Below are 14,953 nucleotides of genomic sequence, written 5' to 3'. Positions count from 1 at the left end.
ATGCGCGCACTTCAATGGCATGGCCCGCGCGACGTCCGTCTCGTGGAAATCGACACGCCGCACGTCGGCCCCGGCGACGTGCGCATCGCGGTCGCGTATTGCGGCATCTGCGGCAGCGACCTGCACGAATATGCGGACGGCCCGCACGCGATTCCGGTCGACGCGCCGCATCCGCTGTCGCGCCGCACCGCGCCGCTGACGCTCGGCCACGAGTTCTGCGGCACCGTCGTCGAAGTCGGCGCAGGCGTGACGACGCTGCGCGCGGGCGACCGCGTCGCGGTCGAGCCCGAGTATCGCTGCAGCCAGTGCGCGTACTGCCGCGCGGGGTCGTACAACCTGTGCGTGTCGATGGGCTTCGCCGGGCTGATGGGCGACGGCGGGATGGCCGACTTCGCGGTCGTGCCCGCCTACATGCTGCATCGCCTGCCCGACGGCGTGAGCCTCGAACAGGCCGCGGTGATGGAGCCGGCCGCCGTTGCGCTGCACGCGCTGCGACGCAGCGAGCTGCGGCTCGGCGAGACCTGCGCGGTGTTCGGGCTCGGCCCGATCGGCCTGCTGCTGATCATGCTCGCGAAGCGGCAGGGCGCGACGACGATCGTCGCCGTCGACGTGTCGCCCGAACGGCTCGCGGCCGCCACGCGCTTCGGCGCGACGCATGCGTTCGATGCGCGCGGGCTCGATGCGTCCGCGCTGCAGGACGCGATTCGCGCGGCCACGGGCGGGCTCGGCGTCGATGCGAGCTTCGAGGCGGCCGGATTGCAGGCCACGTTCGAATCAGCGATGCGGGCACTGCGCAAGGGCGGCCGCGTCGTGATGGTGGGCCTGATGCCGCACGCGGGTTTCGACGCGTTCCGCGCGGTCAACGACGAACTGACCTTCACCGCGAGCGTCGGCTATCGGCATGCGTACGAAGACCTGCTGCGCATCGTCGCGTCGGGCGCGCTCGACCTCACGTCGATCGTCACGCGCACCGTGTCGCTCGAAGACGCCGTCGCTGACGGCTTCGACGCGCTGCTCGCCGATCGCACGCAGATCAAGATCCTCGTTTCACCCGCGCAGCGGCCAGCCCGTCGCGCCACCACCATCGGGAGTGCCGAACATGAATCGTCAGTGGGCGTTTGACGGGCAGACCGTCGTGGTGACGGGCGGCACGTCGGGCATCGGCGCGCGCACCGCGCTGCGGTTCGCGCAGGCCGGCGCGTCGGTCGTCGCGCTCGGGCTCGACGCCGCCGGTCCGCACGCGCCGGTGCATGACCGCATCCGGTGCGTGGAACTCGACGTGGCCGACGGCGCGGCACTGACGCGCACGATCGCCGGGCTGCCGCGGCTCGGCGCGCTCGTCAACGGCGTCGGCATCAGCCGCCACGCGGACGAATACCGGATGGACCAGTTCGAGCACGTGCTGAACGTGAACCTGACGTCGGTGATGCGGGCCTCCGACGCCGCGCTGCCCGCGCTGGCGGCCACCGGCGGCAGCATCGTCAATATCGCGTCGATGTACACGTACTTCGGCAGCAAGGACCGGCCCGCGTACAGCGCGAGCAAGGGCGGCATCGCGCAGCTCACGCGTTCGCTCGCGCAGGCGTGGGCCGATCACGGCATCCGTGTGAACGCGGTCGCGCCGGGCTGGATCGACACGCCGCTCAGCAGCGCGCTGATGGCCGACACGCAGGCGTCGCGCCGCATCGTCGAGCGCACGCCGCTCGGGCGCTGGGGCACGACCGACGAAGTCGCGGAAGTGATCCTGTTCCTGTGCTCGCCCGGCGCGTCGTTCGTCACCGGCGCGGTCGTGCCGGTGGACGGCGGGTATTCGACGGTCTAGCGCTCGACACGTCGCGCATCGACGGATCGACGCGGACCTGCCGAGGCGCGTTGCACGTCACGGCTTCCCGTGACCGTCGCCGAACCGGGTTCGCCCGGTTCCCGTTTCTTCATATCAATCAGTAGTCCCATTAAAAAATATCCGGCTCGACCGGATCATGTGAGGAGCACTTTGGAGATGACGAAAAAGACCTTTCTGGCCCTCGCGGCCTGCACGCTTCCGGCTGCGGCATTCGCCCAGAGCAGCGTGACGATGTTCGGGCTGATGGATGCCGGCATCAGCTACGTCAGCAACCAGGGCGGCCACGGCGCCGCGAAATTCGACGACAACATCTTCTTTCCGAACCTGCTCGGCTTCGAAGGCAAGGAGGATCTCGGCGCGGGCACGCGCGCGATCTTCCGGCTCGTCAACCAGTATTCGCTCGGCAACGGCTCGATCATCGGCGGCGGGCTGTTCGCGCGCACGGCCTATGTCGGGTTGCAGAACGACCGGTACGGCACGCTGACGCTCGGCAACCAGTACGAATTCATGGTCGATGCGCTGGCCGCCAGCGGCAACGAGATCGCGCAGGATCTCGTCGGCCTGTACGGCTTTCGCAACGGGCCGTTCGACCGGCTCGCGCTGCCGAACAACCCGACCGGCGCATTCGACTGGGACCGCGTCGCGGGCAGCAATCGCGTCGCGAATTCGGTCAAGTACACGAGCCCGTCGCTGTCGGGCCTGACTGTCGGCGCGCTGTACGGCTTCGGCAACGTCGCGGGCTCGATCGGTGCGAACAACACGGTCAGCATCGGCGCAAGCTACGATCGCGGCCCGTTCGGCGCGGGCGCCGCCTATACGAACCAGAAATACGGCGCGGCCGGCGGGCTGCCGCCCACCAGCGTGCGCAACTGGGGCGCGGGCGTGCACTACACGGTCGGCTCGGTCACGGGCAAGGCGCTCGTCACGACCGTGCACAACGCGCGGAACGGCGCGGGGGCGTGGTCGGCGGAAGCCGGCGCCGCGTGGCGGCCGTCGCCGGTATGGGTGATCGGCGCGAGCTACACGTACATGAAAGGCAACGACACGCTCGACAACGCGCACGCGCACCAGTTGCTCGCCGCCGTCCAGTACTGGCTGTCGAAGCGCACGATGGTGTACGTGGCCGGCGTGCATCAACGCGCGAGCCACGGCAGCAATGCGCAGATCAACGGCGTGATGGATGCGAACGGCGCATCGAGCGGCGCGGTGCAGTCGATCGCGCGGGTGGGGTTCAGTACGCGGTTCTGATCCGGCGCGGGCTGTCGACGCTCCGGCAGCCCGCGCGGTTCGCCGACAACACGATTGCGCGCGCAGGTCACAGAAACAGCAGCGCCGGATTCAGCGCCGTTTCGTCGCACGGCCGCGCACGCCAACCCAGTGCCACCGGAACCGAATAAAGCCGCCGCGCGCCGAAACGCGGCCAGAAATGGCACAGCCCGGGCGCGATCACCTGCACCACGGACAACCCGATGTCGGGCCGCGTCTTGTCGACGACGAGCACGTCCATCCCGGCCGCCGCGATCCGCCCGACACAATGCGCGATCGCCGCCGGCAACGACGCGATATCGAGCGGCTGCCACGTCGAATGCGTCGTGGCGGGCGTGCCTGGCGCCGGATACAGAAATCCCGTCGACGAAAGCATGTCGCGATCCCACGGATCGGGCGCATCCGCCGCGATATCGAGCAACTGGTTGACCTCGGTCAGTGCCCGCTGCACCGCGATCCTGCCATCAGGATGACAGCCGAAACCGATCGAGAAACGTCCGTCCTGCAGATTTTCCGCGAGCGCGGCCACGGTCGGCACCGTGAGATCGGTGGTGATGTCGAGCGCCCACACACGCCATCTGAACGTCGCGTATTCGTGCACGAGCGCGTCGAAGTACGGATCGGCGAAGCTCGCGAGATCGATGCCGGGGCGTTCGACCCGGTTGTACCACCAGATCGCGACCGCATCGCGCTCGATCAGCTCGAGCATGCCTTGCAGCATCGCCTCGTCGAGGCTCGATCCCGCCGCGCAGCCGTTCGGATTGTGCACGCAGGCGGCCGGCGCCCGCGCACTGTCGGGCGTTTCCGCGTAGCAATAGCTCAGCGGCACGAGACGGCGCCGACCGTCGACGAGCGACCACGCAGGCGTCCAGTCGATCACGTCGCGCGACGTGAAGCGCGGCGGCACCTGCTTGCGGACATCGCGCGTCAATGCGTTGATCGCGTCGCGCGCGTCGAATTGCCGTTCGCTGAACTGCTGAAGCGCGTTCACGTGGATCGGCTCGGCGTCGCAAGCCGGATCGGCGCGCAGGCCGTCGATGCTGCCGGTCACCGTTGCCTCGTCGCCTTGATACACGCTGCTGAAGCGTTCGAGCGCCTCGCACAGCGCGCTGGTGCGGGCCTGCTCGTCGGTGCGACCCTTGCCGGAGCAGAGCCTGTCGAACCGGTTGCTGTCCGGTACGGCGGCCGGGCACACGAGAAAGCCCGACGCATAGACCTTGCGCAGGCCCGCGTGCCGCTTCGGCATCGGATGCAGATACGCGATCGCGCCGCTGACCGGCGAGATCAGGTGCGCGTGGCGCGCGAACACCTGCTGCGGATCGGCGGTCCGGTAGCCGCCGTCCGCGCGCGCCAGCGGCGCAGGCCCGGCGAGCCGCGGCGCACGCGCCGCCTGCTCGCGCATCCACAATGGATGGCCGCAGCACGGGCATTGCGGCCGCCTGACCACGCGGTGCCGTTCGAGGGTCAGCGTGTCAAGGCGCTGCGCGACGATATGCGTTTGCAAACGCTCCGCGACCGCGCGGTTGACCGCGATCTGCTCGACCGTCGCGGCCACGAGCGCGGCCGCCGCCGCGGCCCCGGCTCGCGAGGCGGCCGGCGGCACATGCGTCGCGTCGCGGCCATGATGGCGCGCCAGCAGCGCCTCGACCGGCCGGTTGACGCGAATCCAGTAGCGCACGCATTCGACGCACGGCGCATCGGCAAGCGCGTCGACGCCGCCGGCCAGCAACGGCCCGATCAGCGTCTGCACACCGCCGGCCGCGACGACGAGCAGCGCACCGCCGCGCGCCGCCACGCGGGCGGCGCATGCGGCGAGATCGTCGCGGTCGTGCGTATCGACGATCGCGACGGTCAGTTCGGCTTCCTTGGCGATGCCGATACCGGCCATGTCGAGCGCGCGCCGAAGCGGCGCGCCGTCCGCACCGAACGTCTCCACCGCGACCCGCAGTTGCGCGACGCGCGCGCACGCCGCGTCGCCGTCGAGCCCGGCGCGCTCGAAATAGCCGCGCGCCGCATCGTCGCCGTGCGGCGGATCGGCGCGCACGTAGCCGCGCCGCACCAGATGGTCGAGCCGCGCGAGCACGTCCCATTCGCCGAACGTGCCGGCCAGCGACGTCACGATCTCGGCAATCGTCATGCGGGCCCGCAGGCACGCGGCGATCCGCACGAAGATCGCGCCGGACAGCATCGCGCGCTTGAATTCGTCGACGACGAACAGCGTATCGGGCCCGGCATCGAGCACGAGCAAGTGCGGCTTGAAGCGCAATACGCGCGAAAGGTCATCGAGCATGCGTCGGGCTCCGTGCGACGGGTCGGACAAACGTCGCGCGGCCCGGGCAACCGCCCTGGGCCGCGCGACGGTGCGCGGGTCGGCCGCGCCCGGTCAACAGCAGGTGAACAGGTAACACGGCCCCGCGTCGCAGTAGGCCGCGAGCGCCACGGCCTCCTCGTCCAGGTGCGCCGGCTGCTCCGGTATGCCGACCGTCATCACGTTGCGCGGCAGGTTCCAGCTCCCGCCGCCTTTCCCGTCGCTCGTCCAGCCATGATCGCCGCCCGTCTTCTCGATATCGATGTCGATGATCCACGGGCACTGATAGCCGAAGTATTTCGCGAGCGTATCCAGCGGCCGGTCCAGCAATTCGGTCTTGAACGCCGGGTCGCGCCACGAAAGCGCGATCGCACGCAGATAGACCTTCTGAAACTCCAGCATCGATTCGAGCGTCGGATTCGCGTTGTCCTTTGCCATGTCGGTTTCCCCGGAGTCATTCCATGATGGTGATGTGGTCCGCGTTGTACGCGGCCAGCGCCTGCGCGAACTGCGTCTCGTCGGCGGGCGCGGGCGGCAGGTACAGCGTGAGCCTGTTTTTCTGGCCGGCCGTCCAGTCGCCGTTGACGGTCGGCGTCCATTCCGACGATTTGAGCTGCACCTTCAGGTCAAGCTTGAACGGGAAGTGATAGTCGAACTGCTCGCGCAATGCATGGACCGGATCGGCCTCGAGCTTGTCGAGAAACGCCGACGAATGCCACGCGAGGGCGATCGCCCGGATGACGGTCGCGCGGTATTCGAGAAACTGTTCGTACGTCGGTAATCGAAGATCCTTGCTCATCGGTCTGCTCTCCTGAATGACGGTTTGAACTGCTTACGGCAACGACTGCAACGTCGCTTCGGCGAGCCTGGCGATGCGGCCCATGCCCGCCGTCGTTGCAATTTCGACTGCGCGCCGGCATGCGTCCAGCGCGGCCACGCCGCCGCAACGCGGATCGGCCCGGCGCAAGTACTCGCCCTGCTTCAGCAATAGTTGTGCTTCGTAATACCGTTCGCCGCTCGATTCGCACCAGGCGAGGCACTGCCCGATCTGCGCGAGCGCCGCGTCATGGTCGCCGCGTTCGGCATCCAGTTCGGCCAGCAGCGACGCGTAGTAGGTCAGCCCGAGCAGGCCGCCCGATTGCCGCTGCGCGTCGAGATGCGCGACGACGCCCGCGCGATCGCGTTGCGTCCACGCGTGAATGATCGCGGCGTAGTGCCCGACCGCGCGCAGCCGGTGCGCGTCCGCGAGGCGGAGAATCGCCTCGGACACCGCTCGCGCCGCGTCGCGATCGCCCGCGAGCTGATGCGTGCGCGCGAGGTACATCATCGTGACGCCGAGCGTCGGCAGATGATCGAGGCAGGTCGCGCGATACACGGCTTCGTGCGCCATCGCGAGCGCCGGCTGAGGATCGTCGTCCATGCACCAGCGCACGCTGGCGAGCGACGCCATCGTCCATGCGCGCGTATCGAGCCCCAGGATGCGCCGGTGCCCCGCGTCGCGTCGCACGTCGTAACCGGCCAGCACCGCGTCGAACGCGGCACGCGCGCGCGCATAGTCGCCGTCGACCCACAGGCTCATGCCGCGCATCGCGTCCGCCGCGACCTGCACGCCCGCCTCGCCGCGCTCGGTCGCGAGCGTGTCGAGCCGCTTGCCGATCCGGCGCACGGTCGCGCGGTCGCCGGCGACGTGGTAGTAGGTCGACAGCGTCCACAACGCGCTGATCTCGAGCTCCGGGTCGTCGAGCGTCTGCGTCTGCCGCAGCAACTGTTCCGCATGCTCGCGTACCTGCGCATCGGCCCAGCCGAAGCGCGCCATCGTCGCGTGCGTCAACGTGGCGCGGATGCGTGCGCGGTCGTGCTCGCGCTGCGCGTGATCGGCGGTGGCGAGCCAATCGAGCACGGCCTGCCCATAACGGATCGCATCGTCGTATCGCGAACGTTCGAGCGCGCGGCGCGCCGCGTCGATGCCGTGCGCGATCGCGTCCGCGCACGCGCCGGCGCGCGCGAAGTGTCCGGCGACGCCGAACGCATGCGCCCCGGCGCCGCGATCGGCCTGCGCGAGCAGCGCACGGCCGACGCGCGCGTGGTTGCCGCGCCGCACCGCGGGCGGCATCGATTCGTATGCGGCGTCGCGAATCAGCGCATGGCGGAACGCATAGAACACGCGGTCGCGCCGATGTTGCGCATACACGATCCGCTCCTCGAGCAGCAGCCGCAGATGCGCGTCGAGCGTGACCCGATCGTGCGGCGACGCGTCGGCGAGCAATTGCGCATCCACTTCGAGCCCGATGGTCGCGGCGAGCTGCGCGGTGTCGCGCGCGTCGTCGATCCGGTCGAAGGCCAGGCCGAGCATGCCACCGAGGCTGAGCGGCAGCGGATACGGGTCCGTTGCCGCAGGCCCCGCGAGCGGACCGTCCGCGCCGCTCACCGTCAGCTCGCGCGCGACGGCCTCGATGAACAGCGGAATGCCGGCGGTGCGATCGGCGAGCCGGTCGAGCCACACCGGATCGAACGCGCCCGGGCCCAGATGCGCCGACATCAGACGTTGTGCGTCGTCGCGCGGCAGGCGGCGCAGCACCACGCGATCGGTCGCGCCGCGCCAGCGCGCGAGCTTGTCGGGGCGCGACGTGAGCACGATGCACAGTGCCGCTGCGCGCGGCGAGTGCTGCAGATACGCGAGAAACTCCTCGGTCGAGCGATCGAGCCACTGAACGTCCTCGATCACGAGCAACACCGGCGCGCCGTTGCCGAGCGACACGATCAGTTGCTCCAGGACGTCGAACAGCGCGTGCTGCTCGCGCGCGCTCGACCACAGCAGCCCGTTCGGATCGCAGGGCAGCCCGAGCCAGGTCGCGAGCGCGACACGCGCCGCCGCATGGTCGCAATCGAGCGGCGCGATCATCGCGTCGATCGCCGCGAGCGCCGCGCCGGGCGCACGATCGGCGTCGACCTGCCAGTGCGCGGCGATGAACCGCAGGATCGGAAACAACGCGTGGTTCTCGCGTTCGGGCAGGCAGCCGCACTGCGCGAAGGCATGGCCGCGGGTCCGCACGGCCTCGCACAGCTCGTGCACGAGCCGCGACTTGCCGAAGCCCGCATCGCCGATCACCAGCCGCGGCACGCCGGGCGGCGCCGGCTCGCCGCGCCTCGCGCGACGATGCCGTCCGTGCGTGTCCTGCCACGCGCGCAGCAACGCGTCGAGTTCGCGCGCGCGGCCGACCATGGGCGTGCGCCTGCCGGCATCGAGCGAATCGAACGGCGTATCGGCGTGCCGCTCGCCGAGCAGTTCATGAACCGGCTGCGACACGACACCCGCGCGCGCGAGCCGCAACGCGGTCGGCCGCGAATCGGCATGCCGTTCGAGCACGAGCCGCGCATCGTCGCTGATCAGAATCTGTCCCGGGCCGGCCAGCCGCAACAGCCGCGATGCCGCGGCGGGCGTCGACACGCCCGACATGTGCGACGCCTGCGCGAGCACCTGCCCGACGTGAATCGCGGCGGCCACTTCGACCCGCCAGCCTTCTTCCGCGCCGGCAGCAGCACGGCCGCCGGCGGCCGGCGGCACCGGCAGCCGCGCGCGCTCGGCGACGCGCACCATGTCGAGCGCCGCCCGCACTGCCCGGCGGGCGGGCCGGTCGATGTCGCCTTGCAGGCCGAAATGGAACAGCAGCGTGTCGCCGAGCCGTCCGCCCGCATGCGCGCCGTAACCGACGGCGATATCGGCGCACTTCGTCAGCCACTGTTCCTCGTAGCCGTCGAGCACCATCCCGTGCTCGGTTCCGGCATGGCGCTGGCGGCCCTCTCCGGCGATCGTCACGCAGCAGCACAGGGTAGTGATCTGCCGGTACTCGCCCACCTCCGCGATCGTCTCGCCGCGCGGCGCAAGCGGTCGCGAACGCGCGTGCCGGCCGGCGCGACCGGCGTCGAACTGGCCGACGAGCGCGGCGAAGTTGAGCGCACGAAACTGCGCCGCGAGCGCCTCGGCCGACGCGGCGCGCTGCCGCGGATTCTTGTTCAGCGCATGCCGCAGCACCGCGCCGAGCGGCAGCGCCGCGATCGACGGCGGGAGCGCCACATCCACCGGGCTCAGTTGCTGATAGAGGATCTCGGCCACGCTTGCGCCTTGCATGACGACCTCGCCCGTCAGGCATTCGATCACGATCAGGCCCCACGCATACAGGTCGCTGGCGGGCGTCGGCGGCTCGTTGCGCAACTGCTCGGGCGCGCAGTAGGGCGGCGAACCGAGCACCTCGGTCGCGAGCGTCGCGGTCTGGCGCGCGATGTCTTCGGTGCCGGGCAGCAACGCGCCGATGCCGAAATCGAGCAGCTTCGCGTGCGGCCCGTCGTCGGCCATCGCGATCACGATGTTCTGCGGCTTCAGATCGCGATGCACGATGCCGCGCCGATGGGCGGCCGCGAGGGCGTCGAGCACCTCCGTCATCAGCCGCCCGGTGTCGATGGCCGACAGCGGCCCGTCCGCCGCGAGCCGGTCGCGCACCGTCCGGCCCTCGACCAGTTCGAATACGGCGAACAGCCGCCCGTCGGGCGCCTCGCCCTGGTCCAGCAGCGCCACGATGTTCGGATGCCGCAGCGCCTCGCACAGGCTCGTCTCGCGCCGGAAGCGTGCCCGCCGTCGCATCCGCTCCGGCGCAACCAGCGCGGCGTCGTCGCGCATCAGCTTGAGCGCGACGGCGTGCCCCGTCTCGTCGCAGGTCGCCCGAAACACCACGCCGTTGCCGCCTTCGCCGAGCAGCGCGCCGAGCCGGTAATGCCATTTGCCGGCGAGCGTCGCGAAAGGCGCCGCGCGCTTCGACGGTTCTGGTGCGTCCGGGCGGACGGCGGGGTGAGACGCGGTCGGTAGCACGGCCGGTTCTCCCGCGTTCACGGGCAATGGACGACCGGGCCCGGCACCGCGCGCGGCACGCCGAGACGCGGCCCGACGGCCGGCACCGACTCGCATTCGAGATGCTCGCCGCGCATGATCCGGAACGGCACATCGCCGAAGCGGACGCTGCCGCGCCGACGCTCGACGAGCTGGCTCGCGCCCAACCCCGGCAGCGCTGCGAACTGGCTCCGGGCGCGATGAATCTGCACGTTGACATGGGACGCGTCGATGCCGAGCATGCGCGCGAGCCGGTCGAGTTCGATCCACCCTTGCGTGGCGGCGTCGTAGCCGGCCTGCATGTCGGCCGAGCGCGCGCGGGCAAGCGTGACGAGGCTGTAGTGATGGGCGCGTTCGCCGAGGTCGACCACGCCGCCACGGACATGCAGCAGCATGCGCACGTGCTCCTCGTCTCGGCTGACGAAGAACTCGAGCAATTGCGCCGGCGCGGCCGGATCGGCGGGGGCGGCGAGCATCACCGTCGAGCCGTGGCGCGCGAGCGCGAGGCGCCACGCGAAGTCGCCGGTCGACACTTCGTCGCCGTCATGCAGCGCGCGCGGCGGCAACGTGTCGTCGCACAGCCATTCGCCGGCCGGCGAACGAACGATCGTGACCGGCTGCGCGGCAGGCGCCGGCAGGATCTGGCATGGCGCGAGCACGATCGGCGCGGCGGCGCCGCGGATCGGCCACAGCGTATCGGCCGGATCGTCGAGCGACTCGACGCGCCACGGCGCGATGCCGGCCCTGCCGAAGCGGATCACGTCGCCTTGCTGCAGCACCGCATGCTCGCCGTCGCGCAGCGAGACGCCCGATACCGACGTGCCGTTGCTGCTGTGATCGTGGAGCTCCCAGAGCCCGCCGACCCAGCGGATATGGGCGTGGACGCGGGACACCGAGCCGTCCCGGATGACCGTGTCGCAGCGCGCGTCGTCGCGGCCGAACACGTGATACGCGCGGAGCAGGCATGCGTCTCCGGAAGCGTCGTTCTTGAGTATCGCCATGGCCGCCCCGTGTCGGATTCGCCCGGATCGTTCGAGTGACGCATCGATGCCGCCGGGCAAGCGATTGCTTCAATGATCGCGAACAGTGCCGCCCGTTCGCCGCCTCGTTACCTGTTTTTCTGGTCAGCTTCCTGCAAGGGTCGCCCAAGCGTCGCGCGTTATTTCGGCAAATTGAATGGTCGATCGCTTTGTTTTTTTAAAGTCTGGCATCCCGATGAAAATCCTGCCAAATAAAATCGTGCTCCGCAACCGGCATACCTGGATAACGATTTTATATTGCAATGCCTTACCTTTTCGATGAATTTTCGGGTGACGGATAAAGGGTCGAAATTCTTCATCGCGGCTCGCTCTGCCGTGATCCATGCGCCATGGCCGACACGGTGACATTGAATGACGGAGTCGGATTAATGACCTTTGCCAACGCGGAATTCTTGTTTGCACGGTGGAAATAAAATAAAACCGTTTCGATTTTTAAAATAGTTTTCTTCGGCGTTTTTATAATCTCTCCTGTTTAACTTATTCATGAATCCCGCGGCATCGCGGCGGATGTCTCGCGGGGTAGTCGGCGAACGCAGGTGTATCCGCACGACCATGCATCGGGAGGCGTCGATCGAACGGCCGCGACACCGGATGCGGCATCGCGCCCGCCCAGTCGCCGGGATCGATTCACCCACGACATCGCAGGAACGCCCCCAACGGCCGCCTCGTCGCACGCCCCGCCCCACCATCCCGCCCTCAATAATCCCCTTGACGCTGTATCTTTCGATATATATCTTTAGATATGTTTTACGATATACAAGACACGATCATGCGACACAACCACTTCCGCGGCCATGCCCGATGCGACGGTCATGGTGCGCATGACCACCCCGAGGGATTCGCCGGTCTCTGGTACGCGATCGGTCGCCACCGTCGCGGCCACGATGCATTCGGCGGCGGCCCGTTCGGCGGCCGTGGCGGGCGCGGCTTCGGCGATTTCGGCGACGACGGCATGCCGCGCGGCCGCCAGTTCAGCTCCGACGATCTCCAGCTGCTGCTGCTCGCGCTGGTGGCCGAACAGCCCAGCCACGGCTACGAACTGATCAAGGCGCTCGACACACGCTCGAACGGCTTCTACAGCCCGAGCCCCGGCATGGTGTATCCGGCGCTCACCTATCTCGAGGAAGTCGGCTTCGTCGCGTCGCAAGCGGAAGGCAACCGCAAGCGCTATGCGCTGACCGACGCAGGCCGCGCGCATCTCGACGCCCAGCGCGAACGCGTCGACACGCTGTTCGCGCGCCTCACGCACCTCGCCCGCAAGATGGAGTTCATGCGGCGCGCGTTCGCCGGGGAATCGGCGGGCAACGAAGCGCAGGACGAATCGCAAGCCGGCTGGCTGCCGGAATTCGTCGAGGCGCGTCTCGCGCTCAAGCGCGCGCTGCTGCACAAGAGCGCCGCCGACGCCGACGAACAACGCCGCATCGCGGCCATCATGCGCCGCGCGACGGCCGAAATCGAAGGCGGCGCCGGCGCGTGATCCGCGCCGTCCCGTCACCACCCAAGGAGAACGGATCGATGCAGAACACATCCGAGCGCACCGTCACCCGCGTGCGCCACCCCCTCAAGTTCCGCCTGCTGCAAGTGCTGCGCGTGCATCCCGTGACGCCGCATCTGCTGCGCGTCACGCTCGGCGGCCCCGATCTCGCGGATTTCGAATCCGCGTCGTTCGACGATCACGTGAAGATATTTTTCCCGCCGCCGGGCGCGGAACGCCCCGCGCTGCCGACGCTCGGCGCGAACGGCCCCGAGTTTCCGGCCGGCGAACCGAAGCCGGTCGCGCGCGACTTCACGCCGCGCCGCTTCGACCGCGCCGCCCGCGAACTCGATCTGGAATTCGTGCTGAACCATCCGGGCCCGGCATCGCAGTGGGCCGCGCAGGCACGCGTCGGCCAATGGCTCGGCATCGGCGGCCCGCGCGGTTCGTTCGTCGTCCCGACCGGTTTCGACTGGCATCTGCTGATCGGCGACGATACGGCGCTGCCGGCCGTCGCGCGGCGTCTCTCGGAATTGCCGGCCGGCGCGCGCGCGGCGGTCGTGCTGGAAGTCGCGGATCGCACCGCGCAGATCTCGTTCGATACGCGCGCCGACGTGCATGAAATCTGGCGCTTTCGCGCCGAAGCCGACGCGGCGGACGGCGACGCGCTGCTGAATGCCGTGCGCGACCTGCCGCTGCCGTCGTCCGGCGACGGCTACGTGTGGGCGGCCGGCGAAGCGCTGTCGATGCGCGCGGTGCGCCAGCACCTGACCGGCGAGCGCGGCGTCGACAAGTCGCGCATCCGCGCGGCGGCCTACTGGAAGCGCGGCGCAGCGGCCGTGCACGAAACGCTGGAAGACTGAGCGGGGCGGATACCGCTCGACCGGCGGCTGAAACAATCGTGGCGCCGGCGCAGCAACGGGCTTGGCACCGGCATCGCGGCGGGTATATATGTATGTCTGCGACGCCGCTGTCGGGCGACAGCCGCCGCAGCCCGCCCAGGAGCGCCCGGTCATGACAAAAGAAAGCCACGCTTCGCCTTTCCTTCGCCACCTGAAGATCGCCGGTTATTGCGGCCTCGCCGCGGTCGTCCTCGCGCTGTTCGTCGCGATGTGCGCGATCCTGAAGGAAAGCGCCCTCGACCGCGATGCCGCGCGGCATCCGGCCGATACGTCCGAACTGCACGATGCGGGCGGCAGCCCGTCCGCCTCGGCCGAATCGGCCCGCACATCCGGCTCGTCCGGCTGACGGCGTTCCGCCGCTTCCTTCTGCTTACGGCGCCTGCCGGCGCCCCATCACGACCGCATGCACCGAATCGCCGAGCCGTTCGAGCAGCGCGGTCACGCGTTGCCCGTACAGGTGCGCGGCCAGCGCGCCCACCGTGCCGACCAGCACCCCGCCCGCCATGTCGAACGGCCAGTGCACGCCCGCATAGACGCGCCCCCATGCGATCGCCACGGCCATCGCGGCCATCACGAAACCGGTGACCCGCGTCGTGCCGCCGAGCAGCAGGCCGACCGCCATGCTCCACGCGAACGTCATGTGATCGCTCGGAAACGAACTGTCCGGCGCGTGCGGAATCAGCTGCGTGCCGACGCCGGCCATGAACGGGCGCGGCGAGAACCAGACATGCCCGAGCATCTGCGCGAGCACGAGCGCCACGCAGACGCCGACGCCGGCTTCGATCGCCTGGCGCCGCGCGGGGCGTGCGCCGAAGATCCAGGTCAGCAGCAGCATCGCGGGCAGCGCATAGACGAGCCAGTCGGCGGCGAAGATCGCGAGGCGGGCAACGCCCGGGTGCGGTGCACCGCCGGCGTTGATGGCGGAAAAGAGGGCGAGATTGAGGTTCTGCATGAATCCGGTTGCGTGGGGCGTCAAGGATCGGCCGGTTGCCCGGCCGGAGTCGAACGATGCTAGAGCGTCGCCGCTTAAGCGGTGCTTAATGCGGCAGCCGCCCGGACAAGGCCCGCGCGGCGAACGCACTTAGAGCCTGCACTGCAACACAAGTTCACACAATTGTCATATTCCCGCGCGACCGTTTCCCGTAAAGGCTCACCCTCGCTCCCGTAAAGACTCACCCTTTTCACACGATGGCGTCATCGATGCGTGCGACCATGGCCCGGCCGGCACGCCGTCCAGG

At 69.3% G+C, this 14,953-nt stretch carries 13 protein-coding genes; 6 read left to right on the top strand and 7 right to left on the bottom strand.

Features of this window, described 5'->3' with window-relative positions; all coding sequences use genetic code 11:
• The 3 genes from KU887_RS26140 (at position 1) to KU887_RS26130 (ending at position 3,091) form a co-directional block, all read left to right on the top strand.
• Complete coding sequence (locus tag KU887_RS26140; RefSeq protein WP_006494597.1) at positions 1–1,122, top strand: 2,3-butanediol dehydrogenase; 1,122 nt, start codon at positions 1–3, stop codon at positions 1,120–1,122.
• The gene (locus tag KU887_RS26135; protein WP_058902470.1) at positions 1,100–1,822 is read left to right on the top strand and encodes an SDR family NAD(P)-dependent oxidoreductase; all 723 of its coding nucleotides are present in this window, start codon (positions 1,100–1,102) and stop codon (positions 1,820–1,822) included. Before KU887_RS26140 ends, KU887_RS26135 begins: the two co-directional genes overlap by 23 nt.
• 177 nt (positions 1,823–1,999) lie before the next feature.
• On the top strand, positions 2,000–3,091 hold the full coding sequence (locus tag KU887_RS26130) for a porin (RefSeq protein WP_258255961.1): 1,092 nt from the start codon (positions 2,000–2,002) through the stop codon (positions 3,089–3,091).
• Positions 3,092–3,158: 67 nt separating this feature from the next.
• Here KU887_RS26130 and KU887_RS26125 read toward each other — a convergent pair whose 3' ends face one another.
• The 6 genes from KU887_RS26125 to KU887_RS26100 all read right to left on the bottom strand — a co-directional run bounded on the left by KU887_RS26125 (position 3,159) and on the right by KU887_RS26100 (position 11,663).
• Positions 3,159–5,399: a TOMM precursor leader peptide-binding protein gene (locus KU887_RS26125; protein WP_258255960.1), complete on the bottom strand. Its 2,241-nt coding sequence runs from the start codon at positions 5,397–5,399 to the stop codon at positions 3,159–3,161.
• A 93-nt stretch (positions 5,400–5,492) separates the two neighbouring features.
• A complete protein-coding gene (locus tag KU887_RS26120) occupies positions 5,493–5,855 on the bottom strand; it encodes a BMA_0021/BMA_0022 family TOMM bacteriocin (RefSeq protein ID WP_006488518.1) in 363 nt (120 codons plus the stop codon).
• A 16-nt stretch (positions 5,856–5,871) separates the two neighbouring features.
• A complete protein-coding gene (locus KU887_RS26115; protein ID WP_258255958.1) occupies positions 5,872–6,216 on the bottom strand; it encodes a BMA_0021/BMA_0022 family TOMM bacteriocin in 345 nt (114 codons plus the stop codon).
• A gap of 33 nt (positions 6,217–6,249) precedes the next feature.
• Complete coding sequence (locus KU887_RS26110; protein WP_258255955.1) at positions 6,250–10,302, bottom strand: TOMM system kinase/cyclase fusion protein; 4,053 nt, start codon at positions 10,300–10,302, stop codon at positions 6,250–6,252.
• The gene (locus KU887_RS26105; protein WP_034178667.1) at positions 10,299–11,300 is read right to left on the bottom strand and encodes an FHA domain-containing protein; all 1,002 of its coding nucleotides are present in this window, start codon (positions 11,298–11,300) and stop codon (positions 10,299–10,301) included. The genes KU887_RS26110 and KU887_RS26105 overlap by 4 nt, the downstream gene beginning before the upstream one ends.
• Positions 11,301–11,423: 123 nt before the next feature.
• Entirely contained in the window at positions 11,424–11,663 is a 240-nt protein-coding gene (locus KU887_RS26100) for a hypothetical protein (RefSeq protein WP_200036810.1), read from the bottom strand.
• A gap of 445 nt (positions 11,664–12,108) precedes the next feature.
• Here KU887_RS26100 and KU887_RS26095 point away from each other — a divergent pair, with 445 nt between their 5' ends.
• The 3 genes from KU887_RS26095 to KU887_RS26085 all read left to right on the top strand — a co-directional run bounded on the left by KU887_RS26095 (position 12,109) and on the right by KU887_RS26085 (position 14,061).
• Positions 12,109–12,816, top strand: a complete 708-nt coding sequence (locus tag KU887_RS26095) for a PadR family transcriptional regulator (RefSeq protein WP_012492994.1) — start codon at positions 12,109–12,111, stop codon at positions 12,814–12,816.
• A gap of 38 nt (positions 12,817–12,854) precedes the next feature.
• Positions 12,855–13,676: a siderophore-interacting protein gene (locus KU887_RS26090; protein WP_006485177.1), complete on the top strand. Its 822-nt coding sequence runs from the start codon at positions 12,855–12,857 to the stop codon at positions 13,674–13,676.
• Positions 13,677–13,827: 151 nt separating this feature from the next.
• Positions 13,828–14,061, top strand: coding sequence for a hypothetical protein (locus KU887_RS26085; protein WP_212093904.1), 234 nt, complete (start codon positions 13,828–13,830; stop codon positions 14,059–14,061).
• Positions 14,062–14,085: 24 nt separating this feature from the next.
• Here KU887_RS26085 and KU887_RS26080 read toward each other — a convergent pair whose 3' ends face one another.
• Complete coding sequence (locus tag KU887_RS26080) at positions 14,086–14,667, bottom strand: undecaprenyl-diphosphatase (RefSeq protein ID WP_062910153.1); 582 nt, start codon at positions 14,665–14,667, stop codon at positions 14,086–14,088.
• Positions 14,668–14,953: the final 286 nt, after the last annotated feature.

This window comes from Burkholderia sp. EMB26 (assembly GCF_024730645.1).
GTDB classification, from domain to species: domain Bacteria; phylum Pseudomonadota; class Gammaproteobacteria; order Burkholderiales; family Burkholderiaceae; genus Burkholderia; species Burkholderia cenocepacia.
Note: the sequence above shows the minus strand (reverse complement) of the source record. Positions and strands in the feature narration are given on the sequence as shown.

What these genes read in the sequence shown, in the direction of transcription:
- KU887_RS26140 (WP_006494597.1), top strand. Translation starts at nt 1, where the DNA reads ATGCGCGCACTTCAATGGCATGGCCCGCGCGACGTCCGTCTCGTGGAA.
- KU887_RS26135 (WP_058902470.1), top strand. Translation starts at nt 1,100, where the DNA reads ATGAATCGTCAGTGGGCGTTTGACGGGCAGACCGTCGTGGTGACGGGC.
- KU887_RS26130 (WP_258255961.1), top strand. Translation starts at nt 2,000, where the DNA reads ATGACGAAAAAGACCTTTCTGGCCCTCGCGGCCTGCACGCTTCCGGCT.
- KU887_RS26125 (WP_258255960.1), bottom strand. Translation starts at nt 5,399, where the DNA reads ATGCTCGATGACCTTTCGCGCGTATTGCGCTTCAAGCCGCACTTGCTC.
- KU887_RS26120 (WP_006488518.1), bottom strand. Translation starts at nt 5,855, where the DNA reads ATGGCAAAGGACAACGCGAATCCGACGCTCGAATCGATGCTGGAGTTT.
- KU887_RS26115 (WP_258255958.1), bottom strand. Translation starts at nt 6,216, where the DNA reads ATGAGCAAGGATCTTCGATTACCGACGTACGAACAGTTTCTCGAATAC.
- KU887_RS26105 (WP_034178667.1), bottom strand. Translation starts at nt 11,300, where the DNA reads ATGGCGATACTCAAGAACGACGCTTCCGGAGACGCATGCCTGCTCCGC.
- KU887_RS26100 (WP_200036810.1), bottom strand. Translation starts at nt 11,663, where the DNA reads ATGGATCACGGCAGAGCGAGCCGCGATGAAGAATTTCGACCCTTTATC.
- KU887_RS26095 (WP_012492994.1), top strand. Translation starts at nt 12,109, where the DNA reads ATGCGACACAACCACTTCCGCGGCCATGCCCGATGCGACGGTCATGGT.
- KU887_RS26090 (WP_006485177.1), top strand. Translation starts at nt 12,855, where the DNA reads ATGCAGAACACATCCGAGCGCACCGTCACCCGCGTGCGCCACCCCCTC.
- KU887_RS26085 (WP_212093904.1), top strand. Translation starts at nt 13,828, where the DNA reads ATGACAAAAGAAAGCCACGCTTCGCCTTTCCTTCGCCACCTGAAGATC.
- KU887_RS26080 (WP_062910153.1), bottom strand. Translation starts at nt 14,667, where the DNA reads ATGCAGAACCTCAATCTCGCCCTCTTTTCCGCCATCAACGCCGGCGGT.